Genomic DNA, 21871 nt, shown 5'->3' on the forward strand with positions numbered 1-21871 from the left:
CGCTTTGCCCACCCTACCAGAGCATTGCGAGCCTCTAATGCTTCCCCGGCCCCATATAGCCGAATAAGAACCCCGCCACCTTCCGCATCTGGATCTCCTCGCTGCCTTCGGTGATGCGGTAGCGCCGGTGGTGGCGATAGATGTGCTCGAACGGCTTGTGGCGTGAATAGCCCATGCCGCCATGGACCTGCATGGCGCGGTCGGCGGCCTCGCAGCAGAGGCGGTTTGCCCAGTAGTTGCACATCGAGACCCGGTCGGAGAGCGTGCGCTCGATTTGCTCCTCGTTGAGCTGGTCCATTTCCCAGGCGGTCTTGCGGATCAAGAGGCGCAGCATCTCGGCTTGCGTCGCAAGCTCGACCAGCGGGAACTGGATCGCCTGGTTTTCGGCCAGCGCCTTGCCGAACGGCTTGCGCTCACGCGCGTATTTCACACTCTCGTTGATGCAGTAGACCGCGGCGCCGAGCGAGCTTGCCGCCTGGCGAATGCGGTTCTGGTGCACGAAGCATTGAGCGAGCGACAGGCCGCGGCCGACCTCGCCGAACAGCGCATCCTCCGGCACGAAGACGTCGGTGAAGCTGACGCGCGGATGGTCGGTCGGCATGTTGAAGGTCCACATGTACTCCTCGACCTTGACGCCGGGACTCTTGGACGGCACCAGGAAGCAGGTGATGCCGCGGGCATCGCCATCGTTGCCGCTGGTGCGCGCGAACAGCGCGCAGTGCGTGGCGACGTGCATGCCTGTCGTCCACATCTTCTCGCCGTTGATGATCCAGCCCTTGACGTTGTCGCGGGTCGCGGGCACCGCGCGCGTCTCCATGTGGGTGGCGTCCGAACCGTGATGCGGCTCGGTCAGGCCAAAGGTGATGCGGTACTTGCCCTTAATGGAGCCGTCGATCATCGCCTTCTGGTCGTCGCGGCCGTAGCGGTCGAGCATGGTGACGACGGGGAAGTTGCCGACGATGGAGTGCTCGTTCTGGAGGTCGTTATGCAGACCGAGGCCTTTGGCGGCAAAATGCTCGCGGATCACGGCCATCCAGAGATTGGAGCCGTCCTTGCCGCCATATTGCTTCGGCACCGGAAAGCGCAGATGCCCGGCGGCGTCCGCGAGATCCTTGGCGTTGCGCAGCAAGGCCTCCCATTCATGGCGCGGCAGGCCGCCATTCTCGAAATCGGTGCGCGCCCATTCGCGGCGATGGTCGAAGAAGCGGATGTTGTCGTCGGCCTGTTCCAGCGGCTTGATCTCGCGTTCGATGAAGCGGTCGAGCTCTCCGAGATAGGCAACGAGATCGGCAGGCAATGAGAAATCCACAGGTTCTCTCCCGGATTGATTTTATCGTTTTGCGTTAAGGCGCTGGGCGCATTCTTGCTTGGTGCGATTAAGGTGAGAAGAGCGCGTGCAAGTCAAGCAAGCCGAGATGTGAGGAGCGCAAGGCGCGCCCGCGCAATTCGATGGTGCTCTGGCGCACCCGCACGGTAGTATGGCGCCAATATTCCTTCGAAAGAAATCCGGGAGCGCGCGATGGAGCTGAAATTCTCAAAGGTGGAACGCAAGGGGCCGATTACGATCGTGACGCTGTCGCGGCCCGAGGTCTACAACGCGCTGCACACCGATGCGCATTTCGAGCTTCAGAAGGTGTTTGACGATTTCTCGGGAGATCCCGAGCAGTGGATCGCGATCGTCACGGGCAGCGGCGATAAGGCGTTCTGCGCCGGCAACGATCTGAAGTGGCAGGCAGCGGGGGGAAAACGCGGCTGGGACAAGGGCGGCTTCGCCGGCCTCACCTCACGCTTCGACTGCGACAAGCCGATCATCGCCGCCGTGAACGGCGTCGCCATGGGCGGCGGCTTCGAGATCGCGCTCGCCTGCGACCTCATCATCGCCGCGGAGAACGCGACCTTCGCCCTGCCCGAGCCGCGCGTCGGCCTTGCCGCGCTCGCCGGCGGCCTGCATCGGCTGCCGCGGCAGATCGGGCTGAAGCGCGCCATGGGCATGATCCTCACCGCGCGCCATGTCAGCGCCAAGGAGGGGCTCGAGCTCGGCTTCGTCAACGAGGTGGTGCCGCAGGGCGAGGCGCTCGCGGCCGCGCTGCGCTGGGCAGAGATGATCGCCAAGAATTCGCCGATGTCGATCCGGGCCTCGAAGCAGGCGATCCAGAAGGGGCTTGGCGCGTCGCTGGAGCAGGCGATCGCGGAGCAGCGGGATTATCCGGCCGTGCAGGCGATGGTCGCCTCGCAGGATTACATCGAGGGCCCGAAGGCGTTTTCCGAGAAGCGCCCGCCGAAATGGGTGGGGAAGTAGGAAACGAGTCTCCCCAACTCGTCATTCCGGGGCGCGCCGACAGGCGCGAGCCCGGAATCCATCGAGCGACAGAACGTGCGGATGAACGGATTCCGGGTTCGTCGCTTCGCGACGCCCCGGAATGACGGAGGAGAGAGGAGCGCTCCCTCTCTCAACACTGTCGTTGCGAGCGTAGCGAAGCAATCCAGGCTGCCCAGCAGAGACAGTCTGGATTGCTTCGTCGCAAGGGCTCCTCGCGATGACGGGGAAAGAGCTATCCGCCCCGCCCCAGCTCGCGCTTGTACGATGCGTAGTTCGGCTGATCGACCGCAAGCTTGTCCATCGTGGTCGCCCAGAGATGCTCGGCGAGACCGGGAGTCGCGAGATCGACTTCTCCCCTGGCGATCCGCTCGGCGAGCGCGCGGTTGAGCTCCGTCACCGAACCGTCGACGCCGAGCAGCGTGCGCAGGCGCTCGATCTCTCTCGCATCACTCCCCTCCTCCTGCGTCAGCTGGCGCGTGACGAGGTCGAGGATGTTGATGGCAACGCGCAGCTTGAAGGCTTGGTGGCCGGAGATCAGCGGCGTGATGTCGCTGCGGAGGAAATCGGCGACTGCCTTGGTCAGCTCGATCGGGGTCGGCTCGTCCTGCATGTGTCAGCTCCCGCGCGGCGCCAAAAGCCGCAACAGATCGATCTCGGTCTCGCTGGCGCGGCGGCCGATCATGGCGCGCTCCATGGAATGGTCGGGTCCCTCGCGAAAGCGCTGCATCATGCCGCCGCACATGATGCCCCAGCGCAGCGTGCCCATCACCTCCCAGAACTTGACGCGGTCCGGATCGACCTTGCGGCCTGCCGCCTCATAGCCGGCGAACAGCTCCTCGCGCGTGCCAAAACCGCCGACGGGCTTGTCGATCTCGCCGAAACGCCAGGAATTGACGCAGACCCAGCCAAGGTCCTCCATGGGATCGCCGAGATGGGCGAGCTCCCAGTCCAGTACCGCGCGAACGCCGTCGGCGCCGATGATGAGATTGCCGTTGCGGAAATCGCCGTGCACCAGCGTGGTCTCGGCCGCCGGGCCGGGATCGTGATCGCGCAGCCAGCGCAGCGCCAGCTCGAACACGGGCTTGGGCCAGTTCAGGCTGCGATAGTCGCGCTCGAACTCGGCGATCTCCTGGCTCGCGCCCCTGCTGCGCAACGCAGGCAATTTGTCCTGCGGCAGCCGATGCAGACCTGCGAGAATGCCGCCGATCTGCCGCGCCAGAATGGGTCGCGCCGCAGCAAACTCCTCATCACGAAGAATCTTGCGCGCGATGGTCTCGCCCTCGACCCGCTGCATGATGAAGCCGGTGCCGAGATCGTCCTCCGGCACTAGCACATGCAGGACGCGCGGCGACGGCACGCCGGCCTCATAGGCGAGTTGCATCAGCTGCGCTTCCGCGCCAAGACCGGCCGCACGGGTCGGCGCGGCGCCATAGCCCTTTGGCGAGCGGCGCAAGATCGCGCCGATCGGCCCGTCGGGATGGGTGATGTCGAAGCGCCAGGTTTCCTGGCTGGCGCCGCCGGAGAGCTTTGCCGCAGAGGTCGCGCCGGTCGCCCCTTCGCACCAGCGCCGGACGCTGCGTGAAAGCGCCGCCTCGATCATTTGCCCTTGAACTGCGCGGGCCGCTTCTCGAGGAACGCTCCGACGCCCTCGCGGAAATCCGCGGTGTCGCCGGCGCGGAGCTGGCACTGGAATTCGAGATTGAGCTGATCCTCGAAGGAATTTTCCGGGCTGTCCCAATAGAGCTTGCGGATCAGCGACAGCGCCACCGTCGGCCCACTGGCGAGATCGCGCGCCAGCTTCATCGCTTCCTCCATCAAGACGCCGTCATCATAGACGCGGTTGACAAGGCCCCATTCCAGCGCCTTCTCGGCCGGCAGCCGCTCGCCCATCAGCGACAATTCGATCGAGCGCGCGCGTCCGACAAGGCGCGGCAACAGCCAGGTCGAGCCGCAATCCGGCACGAGGCCGATGCGGCGGAAGGCCTGCAGGAAATAGGACGAGCGCGCGCATAGGATCATGTCGCCGAGCAGCGCGAAGCTCATGCCGGCGCCGGCGGCCGGGCCATTGACCGCGGTGACGATGGGGCAATGCAGGTTGCGGATGCGGCGCAGGAAGGGATGAAAGCCGGTCTCCAGCGTCAGGCCGGCCTTGGTCTTCTTCGCCTGGTTGTTGCGGCCTTGCAGATTGGCGCCCGTGCAGAACGCCCGCCCCGCACCGGTCAGCACCACGCAGCGCACCGCGTCCTTCTTCTCCTCGATCGCATCGAGCGCCTCGGAAAGACCGCCCAGCATGTCGACGGAGACCGCGTTCATCACCTCCTGATGGTCGAGCTTGAGGATCGCGACCGAGCCATCGAAATCGAGCGTGACGTGTTTGAACTGCATGGTTTCCTCATCGGTTGCGGCCCGCGTCAGTTTCGCAGGCCGGAATTCGTTTTGCCGGGGCGCATATTTGATTTTTGGCGCGGTCTTGTCCATGGTGATCGGAGCATAGCAAGCAATCTTGTGCGCAGCGGCTGATGCGCCGCAGTCTAAAAACAGGAAACGCGCCATGAACCTCTTCGACCTTTCCGGCCGCGTCGCCGTGATCACCGGTGGCAATGGCGGCATCGGGCTCGGCATCGCGCAGGCGCTCGCGGGCCAGGGCTGCAACGTCTCGATCTGGGGCCGCAATGCTGACAAGAACAAGGCCGCCGCCGCGAGCATGGCGGGCCTGTCCGGCAAGGTCGACAGCCGCGTCTGCGACGTCACCGATCCGGCCTCGGTCGATTCAGCGATGAAGGCGACGCTCGACACCTTCGGCCGGGTCGATGGCTGCTTCGCCAATGCGGGCATCGGCGGCGGTGGCCGGCGCGCCTTCATCGAGCGCACCGAGGAGGAATGGCGCACGATGTTCGCGACCAATCTCGACGGCGTGTTCCACGCGTTCCAGGCCGCCGCCAAGCACATGACGGATCGCGCCAATGCCGGCGATCCCTTTGGCCGGCTGGTCGCGACCTCGAGCCTCGCCTCGATCTTCGGCACGGCGCGCAACGAGCATTATGCCGCGACCAAGGCCGCCATCAACGCGCTGGTGCGCGCCCTCGGCGTCGAGCTGGCGCGTCACGGCGTCACCGCGAATGCGATCTTGCCGGGCTGGATCAAGAGCGACATGACCGCAGGGCTCATGGCGAACGACAAGTTCGTAGCCAACGTGATGCCGCGGATTCCGATGCGGCGCTTCGGCGAAGCCTCCGATTTCGGCGGCATCGCGGTGTATCTGATGAGCAAGGCGTCGTCGTATCACACCGCGGATACGTTCGTGATCGACGGCGGCTATACCGCGTTTTGATTCTCGTAGCCCGGATGGAGCGCAGCGAGTCCGGGACGGCCAAAAGCAAGCAAGACCCGGATTTCGCTCTGCTCCATCCGGGCTACAACACTGAGGGAACGGGCAAATGTTTTCACACGTCATGATCGGTACCAACGACCTGGACAAGGCCAAGGCGTTCTACGACCAACTGCTCGGCACGCTCGAGGTGCGGCCGGCCAGGGTCGACGGCCACCGCATCTTCTACATCACCAAGACCGGCGTGTTTTCGGTATCGAAGCCTATCAACGGCGAACCGGCGACTTGCGCCAACGGCGGCACGATCGGCTTTGCCGCCAATTCGCCGGAACAGGTCGATGCGTGGCACGCAGCGGGCGTTGCAGCCGGCGCAAAATCGATCGAGGATCCGCCCGGGGTGCGTCAGGGCCCAGGCGGCAAGCTGTATCTGGCTTACCTGCGCGATCTCGACGGCAACAAGATCTGCGCGATGCACCGGATGCCTGCCTGAGGTCGACCGGTCTCTCCCGTCATTGCGAGGAGCTCTTGCGACGAAGCAATCCAGGCTGCCGCGGCGGTTAAGATTCTGGATTGCTTCGCTGCGCTCGCAATGACGGACTCCTGGGGATCGGACGGCGCTTAGAGCCCACTTGCGCGTCGCCCCATTCAAACAACATTTCAAACGCCCTCGCGATATTCCATCAGGTGGCATGGCTCCGCGCGGTAAATGCGCGCTCGCGCTTTGGCGTCGCTGCGACTATTCTCGCCCCCAATGCGATCTCAGTGACCCCCGGGAGGACCAATGACAAAACACACCTACATTCCCCGCACCACCAACTACACGCTCAATCCCGGCGACGAGCTCAACGACTTGCGAATGTCGGACCAAGTCCGGCCGCTTTACGATCACGTCAAGAAGTTCATCCGCGATACCGTCGAGCCGATGTCGGTCGAGTTCGCCAAGGCCGGCGAAGGCAAAGAAGATCGCTGGAGTTTTACGCCGAAGCAGCTCGAGGTGCTGGAGAAGGCCAAGAACAAGGCTAAGCAGGAAGGCCTCTGGAACTTCTTCCTGCCCGATGACGAGACCGGCCAGGGCCTGAAGAATCTCGACTACGCCTATATCGCCGCCGAGCTCGGCAAGAGCCCGCTGGCCTCGGAGACCATGAACTGCTCGGCGCCCGACACCGGCAACATGGAAGTGCTGGAACGGGTCGGCACCAAGGAGCAGAAGGAGAAATGGCTGAAGCCGCTGCTCAACGGCGAGATACGTTCGGCCTATGTCATGACCGAGCCGAACGTCGCCTCCTCCGACGCCAAGAACATCTCGACCACCGCAAAGCTGGTCGGCGACGAATGGGTGATCAATGGCGAGAAGTACTACATCTCGGGTCTCGGCGATCCCCGCTGCAAGATCCTCATCGTGATGGTGAAGACCAACCCGGACGCGCCGCCGAGCAAGCAGCAGTCGCAGATCCTGGTGCCGCGCGACACGCCCGGCGTCGAGGTGCTCGGTCCCATGTACGTGTTCGGCCAGGACCACGCCCCGCGCGGCCACATGCACATGCGCTTCAACAATGTGCGCGTGCCGAAGGAGAACATCCTGCTCGGCGAAGGCCGTGGCTTCGAGATCTCGCAGCTCCGCCTCGGCCCGGGCCGCATCCATCATTGCATGCGCACCATCGGCAAGGCCGAGAAGGCACTCGACCTGATGGTGCAGCGTGGCCTCACCCGCGAAGCCTTCGGCAAGAAGATCGCCCATCTCGGCGGCAACATGCAGATCATCGCCCAGGCCCGCTGCGAGATCGAGGCGATGCGGCTGATGGTATTAAAGGCCGCCAAGGCAATGGACGTGCTCGGCAACAAGGAGGCCCGCGTCTGGGTCTCCATGGTCAAGGCCATGGTGCCCGAGCGCGCCTGCAAGATCATCGACCAGGCCATCCAGATGCACGGCGCCACCGGCATCTCGCATTGGACCCCGCTCGCCGAGATGTATCAGGACGTGCGGCACCTGCGCTTCGCCGACGGTCCGGACGAGGTGCACTGGATGGTGGTGGGCCGCCACGAGCTGAGCATGGCGTAAGGCGCCTTATCTCTTTTCCCTCTCCCCGCTTGCGGGGAGAGGGTGAGGGGGATTCTCCGCGAGGACGGTGACAGTCGGACTCGCGGAGAGCCCCCTCACCCGCCGCGCATTCCGCGCATCGGCCTCTTCCCGCAGGCGGGGAGAGGCGAAGAAAGCCGAGGAGCCCCAATGGACTACGCCGCCAGTGAGCTGACGCCACGCGAGCGCTACAAGGTGCTGACGTCCTTCATTCTGCCGCGGCCGATCGCGTGGGTGACCACGCTCGGGCCGACCGGCGTGGTCAACGCCGCCCCGTTCAGCTTCTTCAACGCCTTCTGCGAGGATCCGCCGCTCTGCATGTTCGCGGCCAACCGCAAGCCGAACGGCGAGGACAAGGACACGTTTCTCAACATCCAGCGCACCGGTGAATTCGTGGTCAACCTCACGGACGAGCCGCTGGCGCGGGCGATGCACGAGAGCAGCGGCGATTTTCCGCCTGAGATCAGCGAGCCCGATTATCTCGGGCTGAAGCTTGCGCCCTCGACGAAGATCGCGGTGCCACGGCTAGCTGACACGCCCTGGGCGATGGAGTGCAAGCTCTGGAAGCTGATCGACGTCAACGACGATCGCCGGCTGATCATGGGCGAAGGCCTCCACTTCCACATCCGCGACGAGCTCTGGGACGACAAGGCGATGCGGGTGCACATGGACCGCTATCACCCGATCGGCCGCATGTTCGCCGACCGTTACTGCCGCACCGATGACCGCGTGGTGTTTCCGGCGGCGGAGGGCATGAAGAAATAGGCCGCAGCAACGGTGCGCTCCTTCGCCCCATTCTTACGGGGCCGCGACGAGCTTGGCTCGCGCTGAGAGGGTTGGGGTGAAATGCCTTTCTCCACGCGCGAGACTGCGAGGGACCTGAGGTGATGAACCCGTCAGCTACGTCGCGGGCACGAGCTTGTCCTGGGTCTTGGTCTCGAAGTCGCTCGCGTCGTGGCGCTCGTGGAGCTGGCTGGCGGGATCGCCGGAGACGCGGTTGACCATGCGGCCGCGCTTCACGGCGGGGCGCTGCGCGATCTGGTCGGTCCAGCGCTGCACGTTCTTGTAGTCCTGCACCGACAGAAATTCGCCGGCGCCATAGACCAGCCCCTTGGCGAGTGCGCCATACCAGGGCCACACCGCCATGTCAGCGATGGTGTAGTCCTTGCCCGCCAGATACTCGTTGTCGGCGAGACGCCGGTCGAGCACGTCGAGCTGGCGCTTGGTCTCCATCGCGAACCGGTCGATGGCATATTCGATCTTGGTCGGCGCATAGGCGTAGAAATGGCCGAAGCCGCCGCCGAGATAGGGCGCGCTGCCCATTTGCCAGAATAGCCAGGACATCGCCTCGGTGCGGGCCTTGACGTCCTTCGGCAGGAAGGCACCGAACTTCTCGGCGAGGTAGAACAGGATCGAGCCGGACTCGAACACCCGGATCGGCTCTGGGCCGGAGCGGTCCATCAGCGCCGGGATCTTGGAATTCGGATTGATCTCGACGAAGCCGCTGCCGAACTGGTCGCCATTGCCGATCCTGATCAGCCAGGCGTCGTATTCGGCGCCCTTGTGGCCGAGCGCCAGGAGCTCCTCCAGCATCACGGTGACCTTGACCCCGTTCGGCGTCGCCAGCGAGTAGAGCTGAAGCGGATGCTTGCCGACCGGCAGCTCCTTGTCGTGGGTGGGGCCGGCAATGGGTCGGTTGATGTTGGCGAATTGCCCGCCGTTCTCCTTGTTCCAGGTCCAGACTTTGGGCGGCACGTAGGCGGGGGCGTCGGTCATGCGGGCTCCGGGAAAAAGGATGCGTCTGCATTAATTAGCCCGCAAACGGCCGATGACAAGGGCGCCGCAATGCATTGCCGGATGGGACAACTCTGCGTTTTGTCATAGCAGCCCCTCCCCTCCGTCATTCCGGGGCGCCCGCAGGGCTGCGGCCCCCGGATAGAGCGCAACGTCTATACACAAGATGCACCGCCGGATCCGGCATGTCATCGATCCGCTCGCGTCACTTTGCTTTGCCAGCGAAAGCAACGAGAATGCGAAGCCTGCCTCCAGGAGAGAGCCATGAAATCGCCGATCTGCGACATGCTGGGGATCGAATTCCCGCTGCTCGCCTTCAGCCATTGCCGTGACGTCGTCGCCGCCGTCAGCCGCGCCGGCGGCTTCGGCGTGCTGGGCGCGACGGTGCATACGCCGGATACGCTCGAGCGTGAGCTGAAGTGGATCGACGATCATGTCGACGGCAAGCCCTATGGCATCGACGTGCTGATTCCGGAAAACATCTCGACCGCGGGCGAGAAGGACGTCACCTGGAAGAGCCTGGAGGCGCGCGTGCCGCAGGAGCACCGCAACTACACGCGCGATCTCCTGAAGAAGTACGACATCGAGCTGACCACCACCGAGGTCGCGGACAACCAGCCGCAGCCATTCGACGGCAAGACCGCGCTTCAACTGCTCGAGGTCTCCTTCAATCATCCGATCCGCCTGATCGCCAATGCGCTGGGCGTGCCGCCGAAGGCGATGATCGAGATGGGCAAGAAGCATGGCGTGCCGGTCGCAGCGCTGGTCGGCGCCAAGGAGCACGCGCTGCGCCAGGTCGCGGCCGGCGTCGACATCCTCGTGGTGCAGGGCACCGAGGCCGGCGGCCATTGCGGCGAGGTCTCGACCATGGTGCTGGTGCCGGAGGTGATCAAGGCGATCAAGCCGATCCGCGACGTGCCGGTGCTAGCGGCCGGCGGCATCATGACGGGACGGCAGATGGCGGCCTGCATGGCGATGGGCGCGGCGGGCGCCTGGACCGGCTCGGTGTGGCTTGCGACCGTCGAGTCCGAGACGAGCGAGATCTTTCGCGAGAAGATGATCGCGGCGTCCTCGCGTGATGCCGTCCGCTCCAAGGGCCGCACCGGCAAGCCGGCGCGGCAGCTGCGCTCGGTCTGGACCGATGCCTGGGACCGTGCGCCTGATAGCCCGGGCGCGCTGCCAATGCCGCTGCAAAGCATCATCAGCCGCGACGCGTTCCATTCGATCGATCGAGCCGCCGCAAGCGGCAACGCGAGGGCGCGCGATCTCGTCAGCTATTTCGTCGGCCAGGGCGTCGGCCTGATCGACAGCGTGAAATCAGCGGGCGCCGTGGTACAGGAGTTCAAGCAGGATTTTGCCGAAGCCGTCGAGCACATGAATGCGCTGGTGGCAGAGTAGTCCATTCGTCATTGCGAGCGCAGCGAAGCAATCCAGACTGCCGCCGCGGAAAGATTCTGGATTGCTTCGCTGCGCTCGCAATGACGAACAACTGACATCGTGAATTGAAGCAAGAAGAAATGACCAATATCCCCGAAGACCGCATCCCCGTCATCGTCGGCATCGGCGAGATCATCGATCGCCCGAAGGAGATCGCGGCGGGTCTCGAACCGCTCGACCTGCTCGAACAGGCGCTGCGGCGCGCCGAACAAGACGCCGGTGCAAAACTGCTCGGCGAGGTGCAATCGCTCGACGTCGTCAATTTCCTGAGCTGGCGCTATCGCGATCCGGAGCAGCTCCTGGCGCAACGCCTCGGCATCTCGCCCGCGCATTGCTATTACGGCCCAGTCGGCGGCGAGAGCCCGATCCGCTACATCCACGAGGCGGCCAAGCGCATCGCGCGCGGCGAGTGCAGCGTGGCGGCGATCTGCGGCGCCGAGGCGCAATCGACCGCGACCAAGGCGGAGCGCACCGGCGTCAAGCTCCCGTGGACGCCGTTCGCCCATGACGTCGAGGAACCGAAGCGCGGCGCGGCGTTCCAGAAGCCCTTAGCGGTGAAGCTCGGCGTGTTTCGGCCCGTGACCGTCTATCCGTTCTATGAGGCGGCCTCCTCGGCGCATTGGGGGCAGACGCCGCGCGAGGCCATGGTGGAATCAGGCACGCTGTGGTCGCGCTACTCGGACGCCGCCGCGCAGAATCCAAATGCCTGGCTGAAGCGGCGTTATGCGCCGGAGGAGATCACGACGCCGACCGCGGACAACCGCCTGATCGCCTGGCCCTACAACAAGCTGATGGTGGCCAATCCCAGCGTCAACATGGGCGGCGCGCTGCTGCTCACCAGTCTCGCCAAGGCACGCGCGGCCGGGATCGCCGAAGACAAACTGGTCTACCCGCTCGGCGGCGCCTCCGCGGAAGAGCCGCGCGACTATCTGCTGCGCGACCAGTTTTACGAGAGCCACCCGCAGAACGCCGTGCTGAAAGCGGCGATGGACCTCGCCGGCGGCGACGGCAACAAGTTCGACGCGATCGAGCTCTACAGTTGCTTCCCCTGCGTGCCCAAAATGGCGCGGCGGACGCTGGGCTTAGGTGCCGACGTGCAGCCGACCGTGACCGGCGGCCTCACCTTTTTCGGCGCGCCGCTCAACACCTACATGACGCACGCGGCCTGCGCGATGGTGCGCCGTTTGCGCGACGGCGCCAGGCGCGGCCTGCTCTACGGCCAGGGCGGCTTCGTCACCAAGCACCACGCGCTGGTAGTGTCGAAGACGGCGCCGCGCGAGGCGCTGGTGCAGGAAACGAGCGTGCAGGCCGATGCGGACCGCAACAAGCGCGCGGTGCCGGAGTTCGTCGCGGAGGCCACTGGCAAGGGCAAGGTCGAGAGCTTCACCGTGCTTTACGGTCGCGGCGGCAATATCGAGCATGGCGTCGTGATGCTGCGGACAGAGGACGATCGCCGCACGCTGGCGCGGATCCCGGCCAGCGATGGCGCGACGCTGGCGCATCTGCTCGCCATGGATCGCACCCCGGTCGGCTCGCTCGGCGAAATCGCCATGGCAGAAGATGGCGTGCCGGAGTGGCGGGTGGCGTGATCTCGTAGGGTGGGCAGAGCGAAGCGTGCCCACGACCTTCGTGTGATCCGGAAAGAATGGTGGGCACGGCGCAAGAGCGCCTTTGCCCACCCTACGAGATCTCAGCCCTTCGGCGCCTATTTTTCCGACGCGATAGAGAGTCAGGCGGCGCGCACGTTGGTCAGGAACTTGCTGACCTCACTCTTCAGCCGGCCGGAATCGTTCGACAGCATCTGCGCCGCCGACAGCACCTGCGAGGAGGCCGTGCCAGTCTCGGTCGCGCCGCGCTGCACGTCGGTGATGTTGGACGACACCTGCTGGGTGCCATGCGCCGCCTGCTGAACGTTGCGGGCGATCTCCTGCGTCGCCGCGCCCTGCTCTTCCACCGCAGCCGCGATGGCCGACGAGATCTCCGACAGGCGCTCGATGGTCGAGGAGATCTCCTTGATCGCGCCGACCGAATCATTGGTCGCGGCCTGGATGCCGGAGATCTGCTGGCCGATCTCACCGGTCGCCTTCGCAGTCTGCTCCGCGAGCGCCTTCACCTCGGAAGCGACGACGGCGAAGCCGCGGCCGGCTTCGCCCGCGCGCGCCGCCTCGATGGTGGCATTCAGCGCCAGCAGGTTGGTCTGGCCGGCAATGGTGTTGATCAGCTCGACGACATCGCCGATGCGCGCGGCGGCCTTGGATAGTTCGCTGACGCGCTCGGTGGTGGCGCGCGCCTGGCCTACGGCATCGCCCGCCATCCGCGCCGATTCCTGCACCTGGCGGCTGATCTCGCCGACCGACGAGGCCATCTCTTCGGTCGCCGAGGCCACCGATTGCACGTTGGTGGAGGCTTCCTCCGAGGCGCCGGCCACCGTGGTCGCGAGCTTCTGGGACCGCTCGGCGGTCGCCGTCAGGGTCGATGCGGAGGCCTCTAACTGGGTCGAAGCCGATGACACGGTCTGGACGATCTCGCCGATCATCGTTTCGAATTCGCGGGTGATGTTATCGACGCGGCGGCCGCGCTCGATCTTGGCTTCGGCGTCGGCCGCGGCGGCTTCGTCGGCGGCCTTCTTGGCGATCAACGCCTCCTTGAAGATCTGGAGCACGTCGGCCATGGCGCCGATCTCGGTTTTCTCGCCGCGATGCGGGACCTCGGCGGAAAGGTCGCCGTTGCCCAGCGCCTGCATCGGCTGGGTGATGGAATTAATGCCGTTCGAGACGTCGCGGACGAGATAGAAGCTGAGAGCAATGCCGATCAGGACGGCGGCGCCGAGAATGACCGAAACCAGCATGAAGGCATAGGCGTAGCTGTCGGCGGCATCATGAGCCGCCTGTTCGCCGCCCTTGGTGTTGAGCTCGATGTCCTTGTTGAGGACTTCGTCTGCCTGAAGGCCGATCTTGTTGACCGTCTTGGAGTTGAGCTCCTGCGCCTCGCGCGGGAACTTGCCGGCCTCCTTGCGTGACAAGGCCATCACCTCCTCGGTGCCCTTCTTGTACTCATCCCAGAGCTTGGACCACTGGCCGTAGAGCGCCCGCTCTTCCGGGGAGCTGATCATGGGCTCGTACCTGCTGCGCGTCTTGGCGAGCGCCTCGGTCACCGTAGCAGCGGTCTTCTCCACCGCGAGCTTGTCGTCCAGAGCTTCGGCCAGCATGTGCTGGCGCACCACGTTCCGATAGGTGATGACTGCGGCGCGCAGGTCGCCGATCACCCTGACGCTCGGCATCCAGTTGGTGGTGATGTCGACGGTGTTGGCATTCATCGTCCGCATCTTCATGACGGCGAGCAGGCCCATGCCGGTCATCGCGACCAGCAGGAACGCCACGACACTGATGATCTTGGCGCGGATGGAAAGCTTGGCAAACATAATCGGGTCTCGTTGTGCTGGCGCGAGCGCGCGTCAAAGCTCTAAAAATCAACCAAAGGGGAGCAGCGCCGGCATCCAACGCCAGAGCATCTGCGCGGATGGCAACTGCGACTCCGTGCGAGTACGGAGCCTGAAAGAAATGAACAGGCAGCTAAAAACGTCCTGCGCTCAGCGCATGAGCCTAAGCGCATCGGAGAAGAACTCTCCGCCGCCGAAATTTCCCGACTTCAGAGCGAGCAGCATGTCGCTTTCGGCGCCGACCGCGCGCAGCACCGGAACGCCAGCCGCGATCTCTACTCCTACGAGAAATCCGGGAATCTTCAACCGATCGACAACGGCGCCGGATGTCTCGCCACCGGCAACGATCAGTCGCCGCACGCCTGATTTTACAAGGTTTTCTGCAATATCGGCCATGGCCTGCTCGATCGCATGACCGGCGGCGTCGCGACCGTGGCGCGCCTGCAGCGCGGCGACCTGATCGGGCGTCGAGCTCGATGCGATCAGCACCGGACCTTCGGCCAGTCGCGGCCTTGCCCAGTCCAGCGCACGCTCGGCTTCGCCCGCCCCCGTAATGATACGCTCCGGATCGAGATGTAACACCGGCATGACACCCGCGGCATACGCGATCTGCTGAAGCGTCGCCTGCGAGCAGCTGCCGGCAAGGCATGCCGCCAGGCCGCCGACGGCCGCGCCGGTTTCGCTGCTCAGTGCCGGCTTCACCTTGCCCGTCGACACCAGCGCGCGCGCAAGTCCCAGGCCCATGCCGGACGCGCCGACCGACAGAAGATGTTCGGCGGCCACGAGCCCGATGGTCTCGAGGTCGCGGTCGAACACGGCGTCGATGATCGCAGCACCGATGCCCCTGGCGGCGAGCTCGGCCAGCCGTGCCCGCACGGCCTCCGCGCCGCGCGCGACGGTGGCGAGATCGACGAGGCCGATCTGCGTGCTGCTCTGGCGCGCCAGCACGCGCACCAAGTTGGAATCATGCATCGGGTTGAGTGGATGGTCCTTCAGCGGGCTCTCGCTGAGCGGCACGGCGCCGACGAACAGATTGCCCTGAAAGACGGTGCGCCCGGTCTCCGGAAAGGCTGGCGTCACCAGCACGGCTCCCTCGCCGCAATCGGCGCGCAGCGCATCCATGACCGGGCCGATATTGCCGGCGTCGGTGGAATCGAAGGTCGAGCAGATCTTGAACAGCACGTGGCCCGCGCCGCGGCCGCGCAGCCATTTGTCCGCCGCGCGCGAGCGCGACACGGCAAGGCCGGCCTCGATCGAGCGGCTCTTCAACGACACCACGACGGCATCGACCTCGGGCAGCGCCAGATCGTCGGCAGGGATGCCGATGGTCTGGACGGTGCGCAGGCCGGCGCGCGTCAGCGTGTTGGCGAGATCGGAGGCTCCGGTGTAGTCGTCGGCGATGCAGCCTAACGCTGGGGTCACGGCTTCACTCCCGCATAGGGCTTGAACCAGGCAAGCCCATCGGTGGTCTTGCCGCGGGGATTGTATTCGCAGCCGACGAAGCCGGCATAGCCGAGCCGATCGAGCTCTTCGAACAGGAACGGATAGTTCAGCTCCTCGCCATCGGGCTCGTTGCGCGAGGGAATGCTGGCGATCTGGATGTGGCCGATGATCGGCATCATCTCGCGCAGCCGCATGGTGACGTCGCCATGGATGATCTGGCAGTGATAGATGTCGAACTGGAGCTTCAGGTTCGCAAGCCTCAGCTCCTGGATCAGATCCCGCGCGAAGCCGAAATCATTGAGGAAGTAGCCGGGCACGTTGCGCGCGTTGATCGGTTCGATCACGATATCGATGCCGTGCGGCGCAAAGAACTCGGCAGCCCAGGCCACAGATTTGTAGAAGGCCTCGATCGCGGCGCGCTCGCCGCGGTTGGCGATGCCGGCCATCAGGTGCAGGCGCTTGACGCCGGTCGCCTTGGCATAAGGCAGCGCCGTCTCCAGGCTCGCCTTGAGATCGGAAAAGCGCGATGGCAGCGCGGCAAAGCCCTTCTCGCCGGCGTTCCAGTCGCCCGGCGGCAGGTTGAACAGCGCCTGGGTCAGGCCGTTGCGCTTGAGCCGCTCGCCGACCGCCTCGGCGGGATGCTCGTACGGAAACAGAAATTCCACCGCGGTGAAGCCCGCTTGCGCGGCGGCATCGAAGCGGTCGAGGAACGGCACCTCGGTGAACATCATCGAGAGATTGGCGGCGAAACGGGGCATTGGAAATCCTCTGTTACTTGTCGCCGGGCAGCTTGACGCCGGTGACCTGCGCATACATGCGCGCGACCGATGCGTCGTCGTCGCGGCCCATGCCGGCGGCCGATGTCATCAGGAACATCTGGAGCGCGGCGGCGGAGACCGGCACGGGGAATCGGGCGCTGCGCGCCATGTCCTGGATGATGCCGAGGTCCTTGACGAAGATCTCCACCGCGCTTCGCGGCGTGTAGTCGCCGTCGAGCACATGCGGCATGCGGTTCTCGAACATCCATGAATTGCCGGCGGAGGCCGTGATCACCTCGTAGACCTTGCGGATGTCGAGGCCCTGCTTGGCCGCGAACGCCATGGCTTCGCTGGCGGCGGCGATGTGGACGCCGGCTAGCAGCTGATTGATCATCTTGAACGCAGCGCCCTGCCCGGCGGCATCGCCGAGCTCGTAGAGCTTTGCAGCCATGGCATCGAGCGCCGGCCGCGCCCTCGCAAAAGCCGCGGAGCTGCCGGAAGCAAGGATCGTCAATTCACCTTGCGCGGCGCGCTGCGCCCCGCCGGAGATCGGCGCATCCAGATAGTGCCGGCCGGTCGCCTCCAGCTGCTTGGCCAGGCGCCGCGCCACGTCCGGGTCCATGGTCGCCGAGGAGACGAACACGCTGTCCTTCGGCATGGTCTCGGCGGTGCCGTCCTTGCCGAACAGGATCGCCTCGGTCTGGCCGGCGTTGACGACGACGCTGACGACGATGTCGGCATTCGTGGCCGCCTCGGCCGGCGTTTTGGCGCCGGTGCCGCCGTCCTTCACGAAACGTGCGACGGCATCCGCCGAGACGTCGCAGCCGGTCACGGCATGGCCGGCGCGCCTGAGCGAGGTCGCCATGCCAAAGCCCATCGAGCCGAGCCCGACAACGGCGATACGCTGACTTTGTGACGTGGAGGCGGACATATGCAACTGACCCTTGCGAACGTTTCCCAAATAGCCGCCCTTTGCGGCAGCTTGGCAACCGAATAACACGGCTTGGCCGCGCTGCCAAAGCGTGAGACAAGCAGGCATGACGGCCATGAGAACCGAAACGAGCAACGAGACACGGCTGCGCGAGGACATCTGCCGCTTCGGACGATCCCTGTTCGAGCGCGGGCTGACGCCGGGCTCCTCCGGCAATATCAGCGTCAAGCTGGACGATGGCGGCTGGCTGGTGACCCCGACCAATGCCTCGCTCGGCTTCCTCGACCCGGCGAAGCTGTCGCGGCTGGATAGCCGGGGCCGGCTGGTTTCGGGCGATGCCCCGACGAAAGAAGTTCCGCTGCACACGGCGCTTTACGACACGCGCGGCAGTGCTCGTGCCATCGTGCATCTCCACTCCACGCATTCGGTGGCGCTCTCGATGCTGCCCGAGATCGATCCGCGCGCCGCGCTGCCGCCGATGACGGCCTATTATTTGATGAAATGCGGCGCCACCGCGCTCGTGCCCTATTACCGCCCCGGCGACCCCGCGGTCGCAGATGCGATCAAGGGGCTGGCGGGGAAATATTCATCCGTGCTGCTCGCCAATCACGGCCCTGTCGTCGCCGGCGATACGCTGGAGGCGGCGGTGTTCGCGACGGAAGAGCTGGAGGAGACGGCGAAGCTGTATCTGCTGCTGCGCGGGATGAACCCGCGGTATTTGTCTCCGGAGCAGGTGACGGATCTGGTGAAGGTGTTCGGGGTGACGTTGCCGGAGCACGGGTACGAGCATTAGCGACTTGCGGTAAGGGGTGGACGAGCGTCGCCTCACCACCGCTGTCATTCCCCGCGAAAGCGGGGAATCCAGTACGCCGCGGCTTCTCCGCATATCTCTGACGTCTCGGAGTACTGGATCGCCCGATCAAGTCGGGCGATGACACCGGGTATGTTGCGCGGGCGTGCCCGATACTATTCGGCTACAGCCCCAGATACGCCTTCCTCACGTCCGGATTGCCCTTGATCTCCGCGGACGAGCCCTGCATCAGCACGCGGCCCGTTTGCAGGATGTAGGCGCGGTCGGCGATCTCGAGGCATTCGGCCATGCGCTGCTCGACGATGAGGACGGTCATGCCGGAGTCGCGGATGAGCTTCACGGCCTGGAAGATCTCGTCGACCAGTTTCGGCATGATCCCCTGCGAGGGCTCGTCCAGCATCAACAGGCGTGGACGCGTCATCAGCGCGCGGCCGATCGCGAGCATCTGCTGCTCGCCGCCGGAGAGCGTCTCGGCGCGCTGCTCCAGACGTTCCTGGAGGCGCGGGAACAGCTTGAAGACGAGATCGAGCGGCTCTTCGCGGTTCGCTTCGCCCCTGTAGAGATAGCTGCCGAGGCGAAGGTTGTCGCGCACCGACAGGCGCGGAAACAAACGGCGGTTTTCCGGCACATACGCGATGCCGGTGGCCGTGATGTGATGCTGCGCCATGCCGTCGAGGCGCTTGCCGTCGAAGGTCACGCTGCCCGAGCGCGGACGCTCGGCGCCGGCGATCGACTTCAGCAGCGTCGACTTGCCCGCGCCGTTGGCGCCGGCGACGCAGACGATCTCGCCCTTCTGGACCTCGATCGAGACCGCGGAGATCGCAACCAGGCCCTGATAGGCGGTCGTGACTTCACGCACCGACAACATGACGATCTCCCAGATATGCCTTGATCACCTTGGGATCGCGCACGACGTCGGCGGGCTTGCCCTCGACCAGGACCTTGCCGAGGTCGAGCACGATGGCGCGGTCCACCAGCGGCATCACGATCTCCATGACATGCTCGACCATCAAGACCGTGATGCCGGCATCGCGCACCTTGCGCACCAGCGCGACGCCGGTCTGCGCCTCGGTCGGCGTGAGGCCAGTGAGGACCTCGTCGAGCAGCAGCAGCTTCGGCTCGGTCGCAAGCGCCCGCGCGACTTCGAGGCGGCGCTTCTCGGCCGGCACGAGGTCGCTGGCGAGCACGTCGGCGCGCGCGGCAAGGCCGGTGAACTCCAGCACTTCATGCGCCTTGCGGCGCGCCTCGCGCATCACGGTGGTACGCACGAGGGCGCCGACGATGACGTTGTCGATGACAGTCATGGTCTCGAAGCTCTTCACGACCTGAAAGGTGCGGCCGATGCCCCGCCGGCAGCGTTCGGCCGCCGGCAGTTTGGTGACGTCCTCGCCGTCGAATAGAATCGAGCCTTGCGTCGGCGGCAGAACACCGGCGATGAGATTGAACAGCGTCGACTTGCCGGCACCGTTCGGGCCGATCAGGCCGACGATCTCGCCGCGGCCGACCGAGATCGAGACGTCGCTGTTGGCGACGAGGCCGCCGAAGCGCTGCCAGACGCCGCGGGTTTCGAGCAGCGCGCTCATCGGGCAGCTCCCGTCTTCTTCGGGCGTGAAAACAGGCTCAGCAGGCCGCGCGGCAGGGCCAGCGAGATCAGAACGATCAGCGTGCCGTAGACAATGAGGTCGACACCCCGCCCCGAGCCGCCGAACTTGAAGCGCGTCAGCTCAGTCAGCGGGATCAGGATGGCCGCCCCTAACACCGGCCCCCACAGGGTGCCGATGCCGCCGAGCACGGCCGGCAGCGCCATCAGCAGCGAGAACTGAAAGCCCATGACGCTTTCCGGATCGATATAGGAGACGAACTGGGCGTAGAAGCTGCCGCCCACGGCGACAAGGAAGGCGGAAACCGCGGCCGCACCCATCTTGGAATTGAACACGTCGACACCGAGGCTCTCGGCCGCCTCCGGGTTGTCCTTGACCGCGCGCCACCAAAATCCCCATTTGGAGTTTTCCAGCCACCATGTCACGAACCAGGCGAGGCAGCACAGCGCCAGCGCGAAATAGAAGTAGGGCAGCTTGGTGCGCAGAAACTGGAATTTCAGCCAGCTGTCGCCGCGGATTGGAATGGTGATACCCATCGCGGCGCCTGCCCATTCCCAGTTGTGGAACAGAAGCAAGCCGATTTCGGCGATGACGATGGTTGCGATCACGAAGTAATGGCCGCGCAGGCGGAAGAAGGGATAGCCGAGCCCCATCGCGATCAGCGCCGACACCACCCCGCCCGCCAGCATGCCGAACCAGGGCAGCACGCCGAACTTCGTGAACAGCAGCTCGGTGGTGTAAGCACCGAGGCCAAAGTACAGCGCGTGGCCGAGCGAGATCTGCCCGCAATAGCCGGACAGGATATTCCAGCTCTGCGACAATCCCGCATACATCAGCGTCAGGATCAGGATGTTCTGGACGACGACGTCCTTCACGAACAACGGCGTCAGCGCGGCAATGGCAGCGAGCGCTGCGGCGATGATGAGGTCGCGGCGGCGCCGCGCTGCAAAATCCTTGTCCATCAGATCGATCCGAACAGGCCGCGCGGCCGGATGAAGACGACCAGCAGATAGACCGAGTAGATGCCGACCGATTTCAGCGACGGCGGCAGCACCAGCGCGGTGATTGCCTCGACGAGACCGACGATGATGCCACCGGCGAAGGCGCCGAACACGCTGCCGAAGCCGCCGAGCGCCACCGTGACGTAGGCAATCAGCGCAAAGGAGGCGCCGACGTCGGGATAGATGTAGAAGAACACCGCCATGATCGCGCCGGCGAGGCCGACCAGCGCGGCACCGAGGCCCCAGCCGAAGGCGAACACGCGGTTCTTGTCGATGCCGACGAGGGCGACTGCACCGGGATCCTCGCGGGTCGCTTCGATTGCGCGGCCGAAATCAGTTTTGTGGATGAAGAAGTAGAGACCTGCAAAAGCCGCGATCGAGACCAGCGCGCCGACCAGTTGCGGCTCCGGCAGGAAGATCCCGGCAATCGAGATGGTCTTGCCGCCGAGCCAGGACTGCGGAATGCTGCGATAGTCCGGCGTGAAGAAGTACTGCGCGAGGCCGCGCATGACGATGGCAAGGCCAAAAGTGGTAAAGATCTGCACCATGCCGGCATTGGCCTTGGCCCGCATGGCGAAGCGGACAAGGAGCAGATAGACGACCGCTCCGAATATGAAGAGTGCCGCGGCGACGAGCGGCGCCGACAGCAACGGGTCGATCGCGAAGAAGGCGAACAGGAAGAAGGACAGATACATCGCGATCATCAGGAATTCGCCATGGGCGAAGTTCGTGACGTCCATCAGGCCGAAGATCAGCGCGAGGCCGACCGCGATCAATCCGTAGAGCAGGCCCATCAGAAGGCCGCTCGCGAGACTCTGGATAATGGCTTGGGCTGTCAACTCTGGTCCCCCGTTCGAAACGTCACGACAGGCTTCGTCATTGCGAGCGAAGCGAAGCAATCCAGAAATGTTTCCAGGGAAGCAGTCTGGAT

The 21871-nt window shown here is 65.0% G+C and carries 21 protein-coding genes; 8 read left to right on the forward strand and 13 right to left on the reverse strand.

Annotated features, from left to right (window positions below):
- Positions 1-34 precede the first annotated feature (34 nt).
- Positions 35-1309, reverse strand: coding sequence for an acyl-CoA dehydrogenase family protein (locus tag ABIA40_RS18065; RefSeq protein WP_404542535.1), 1275 nt, complete (start codon positions 1307-1309; stop codon positions 35-37).
- A 210-nt stretch (positions 1310-1519) separates the two neighbouring features.
- Between ABIA40_RS18065 and ABIA40_RS18070 the strand changes: the two genes are divergently transcribed.
- Positions 1520-2299 (forward strand): enoyl-CoA hydratase-related protein, encoded by a 780-nt coding sequence (locus ABIA40_RS18070; protein WP_271545327.1) that lies wholly within the window; start codon positions 1520-1522, stop codon positions 2297-2299.
- Positions 2300-2552: 253 nt separating this feature from the next.
- On the opposite strand, the gene ABIA40_RS18075 is transcribed toward ABIA40_RS18070, so the two are convergent.
- The 3 genes from ABIA40_RS18075 to ABIA40_RS18085 are packed head-to-tail and all read right to left on the reverse strand — an operon-like array spanning position 2553 to position 4705.
- Complete coding sequence (locus tag ABIA40_RS18075) at positions 2553-2930, reverse strand: DUF6285 domain-containing protein (RefSeq protein WP_157281234.1); 378 nt, start codon at positions 2928-2930, stop codon at positions 2553-2555.
- 3 nt (positions 2931-2933) lie between these two features.
- Complete coding sequence (locus ABIA40_RS18080; RefSeq protein WP_404542537.1) at positions 2934-3920, reverse strand: phosphotransferase family protein; 987 nt, start codon at positions 3918-3920, stop codon at positions 2934-2936.
- Complete coding sequence (locus ABIA40_RS18085; RefSeq protein WP_404542540.1) at positions 3917-4705, reverse strand: enoyl-CoA hydratase/isomerase; 789 nt, start codon at positions 4703-4705, stop codon at positions 3917-3919. Before ABIA40_RS18085 ends, ABIA40_RS18080 begins: the two co-directional genes overlap by 4 nt.
- 166 nt (positions 4706-4871) lie before the next feature.
- On the opposite strand from ABIA40_RS18085, the gene ABIA40_RS18090 reads away from it, so the two are divergent.
- The 4 genes from ABIA40_RS18090 (at position 4872) to ABIA40_RS18105 (ending at position 8490) form a co-directional block, all read left to right on the forward strand.
- A complete protein-coding gene (locus ABIA40_RS18090) occupies positions 4872-5651 on the forward strand; it encodes an SDR family NAD(P)-dependent oxidoreductase (protein ID WP_404542542.1) in 780 nt (259 codons plus the stop codon).
- A 106-nt stretch (positions 5652-5757) separates the two neighbouring features.
- Complete coding sequence (locus tag ABIA40_RS18095) at positions 5758-6138, forward strand: VOC family protein (protein WP_404542544.1); 381 nt, start codon at positions 5758-5760, stop codon at positions 6136-6138.
- Positions 6139-6429: 291 nt separating this feature from the next.
- The gene (locus tag ABIA40_RS18100) at positions 6430-7707 is read left to right on the forward strand and encodes an acyl-CoA dehydrogenase family protein (RefSeq protein ID WP_275496602.1); all 1278 of its coding nucleotides are present in this window, start codon (positions 6430-6432) and stop codon (positions 7705-7707) included.
- A gap of 168 nt (positions 7708-7875) precedes the next feature.
- Positions 7876-8490, forward strand: a complete 615-nt coding sequence (locus tag ABIA40_RS18105; protein WP_275496603.1) for a flavin reductase family protein — start codon at positions 7876-7878, stop codon at positions 8488-8490.
- A gap of 135 nt (positions 8491-8625) precedes the next feature.
- Here ABIA40_RS18105 and yghU read toward each other — a convergent pair whose 3' ends face one another.
- Positions 8626-9501, reverse strand: coding sequence for a glutathione-dependent disulfide-bond oxidoreductase (gene yghU, locus ABIA40_RS18110; protein WP_404542547.1), 876 nt, complete (start codon positions 9499-9501; stop codon positions 8626-8628).
- Positions 9502-9783: 282 nt separating this feature from the next.
- Between yghU and ABIA40_RS18115 the strand changes: the two genes are divergently transcribed.
- Positions 9784-10917: a nitronate monooxygenase gene (locus tag ABIA40_RS18115; RefSeq protein WP_404542550.1), complete on the forward strand. Its 1134-nt coding sequence runs from the start codon at positions 9784-9786 to the stop codon at positions 10915-10917.
- Positions 10918-11036: 119 nt separating this feature from the next.
- Positions 11037-12545: an acetyl-CoA acetyltransferase gene (locus tag ABIA40_RS18120; protein ID WP_404542552.1), complete on the forward strand. Its 1509-nt coding sequence runs from the start codon at positions 11037-11039 to the stop codon at positions 12543-12545.
- Positions 12546-12685: 140 nt separating this feature from the next.
- Here ABIA40_RS18120 and ABIA40_RS18125 read toward each other — a convergent pair whose 3' ends face one another.
- The 4 genes from ABIA40_RS18125 to ltnD all read right to left on the reverse strand — a co-directional run bounded on the left by ABIA40_RS18125 (position 12686) and on the right by ltnD (position 17686).
- The gene (locus ABIA40_RS18125; protein WP_404542555.1) at positions 12686-14377 is read right to left on the reverse strand and encodes a methyl-accepting chemotaxis protein; all 1692 of its coding nucleotides are present in this window, start codon (positions 14375-14377) and stop codon (positions 12686-12688) included.
- A gap of 168 nt (positions 14378-14545) precedes the next feature.
- The gene (gene otnK, locus ABIA40_RS18130; RefSeq protein WP_271545334.1) at positions 14546-15817 is read right to left on the reverse strand and encodes a 3-oxo-tetronate kinase; all 1272 of its coding nucleotides are present in this window, start codon (positions 15815-15817) and stop codon (positions 14546-14548) included.
- The gene (gene otnI, locus ABIA40_RS18135) at positions 15814-16596 is read right to left on the reverse strand and encodes a 2-oxo-tetronate isomerase (protein ID WP_157281212.1); all 783 of its coding nucleotides are present in this window, start codon (positions 16594-16596) and stop codon (positions 15814-15816) included. Before otnI ends, otnK begins: the two co-directional genes overlap by 4 nt.
- 13 nt (positions 16597-16609) lie before the next feature.
- A complete protein-coding gene (gene ltnD / locus ABIA40_RS18140; protein ID WP_333919949.1) occupies positions 16610-17686 on the reverse strand; it encodes an L-threonate dehydrogenase in 1077 nt (358 codons plus the stop codon).
- On the opposite strand from ltnD, the gene ABIA40_RS18145 reads away from it, so the two are divergent.
- Positions 17634-18320 (forward strand): aldolase, encoded by a 687-nt coding sequence (locus ABIA40_RS18145; protein ID WP_271545336.1) that lies wholly within the window; start codon positions 17634-17636, stop codon positions 18318-18320. The genes ltnD and ABIA40_RS18145 overlap by 53 nt on opposite strands.
- 181 nt (positions 18321-18501) lie before the next feature.
- Here the strand turns inward: ABIA40_RS18145 and ABIA40_RS18150 are convergent, their stop codons facing one another.
- The 4 genes from ABIA40_RS18150 to ABIA40_RS18165 are packed head-to-tail and all read right to left on the reverse strand — an operon-like array spanning position 18502 to position 21779.
- Positions 18502-19206 carry an ABC transporter ATP-binding protein gene (locus ABIA40_RS18150; protein WP_271545337.1) on the reverse strand — a complete coding sequence of 235 codons (705 nt, stop codon included), beginning with the start codon at positions 19204-19206 and terminating at the stop codon, positions 18502-18504.
- Positions 19190-19921, reverse strand: coding sequence for an ABC transporter ATP-binding protein (locus tag ABIA40_RS18155; protein ID WP_271545338.1), 732 nt, complete (start codon positions 19919-19921; stop codon positions 19190-19192). The genes ABIA40_RS18150 and ABIA40_RS18155 overlap by 17 nt, the downstream gene beginning before the upstream one ends.
- Entirely contained in the window at positions 19918-20901 is a 984-nt protein-coding gene (locus tag ABIA40_RS18160) for a branched-chain amino acid ABC transporter permease (RefSeq protein ID WP_271545339.1), read from the reverse strand. Before ABIA40_RS18160 ends, ABIA40_RS18155 begins: the two co-directional genes overlap by 4 nt.
- Positions 20901-21779: a branched-chain amino acid ABC transporter permease gene (locus tag ABIA40_RS18165; protein WP_271545340.1), complete on the reverse strand. Its 879-nt coding sequence runs from the start codon at positions 21777-21779 to the stop codon at positions 20901-20903. The genes ABIA40_RS18160 and ABIA40_RS18165 overlap by 1 nt, the downstream gene beginning before the upstream one ends.
- Positions 21780-21871: the final 92 nt, after the last annotated feature.

It is taken from the genome of Bradyrhizobium sp. USDA 223, from assembly GCF_044909005.1.
Taxonomy (GTDB): Bacteria; Pseudomonadota; Alphaproteobacteria; order Rhizobiales; family Xanthobacteraceae; genus Bradyrhizobium; species Bradyrhizobium yuanmingense.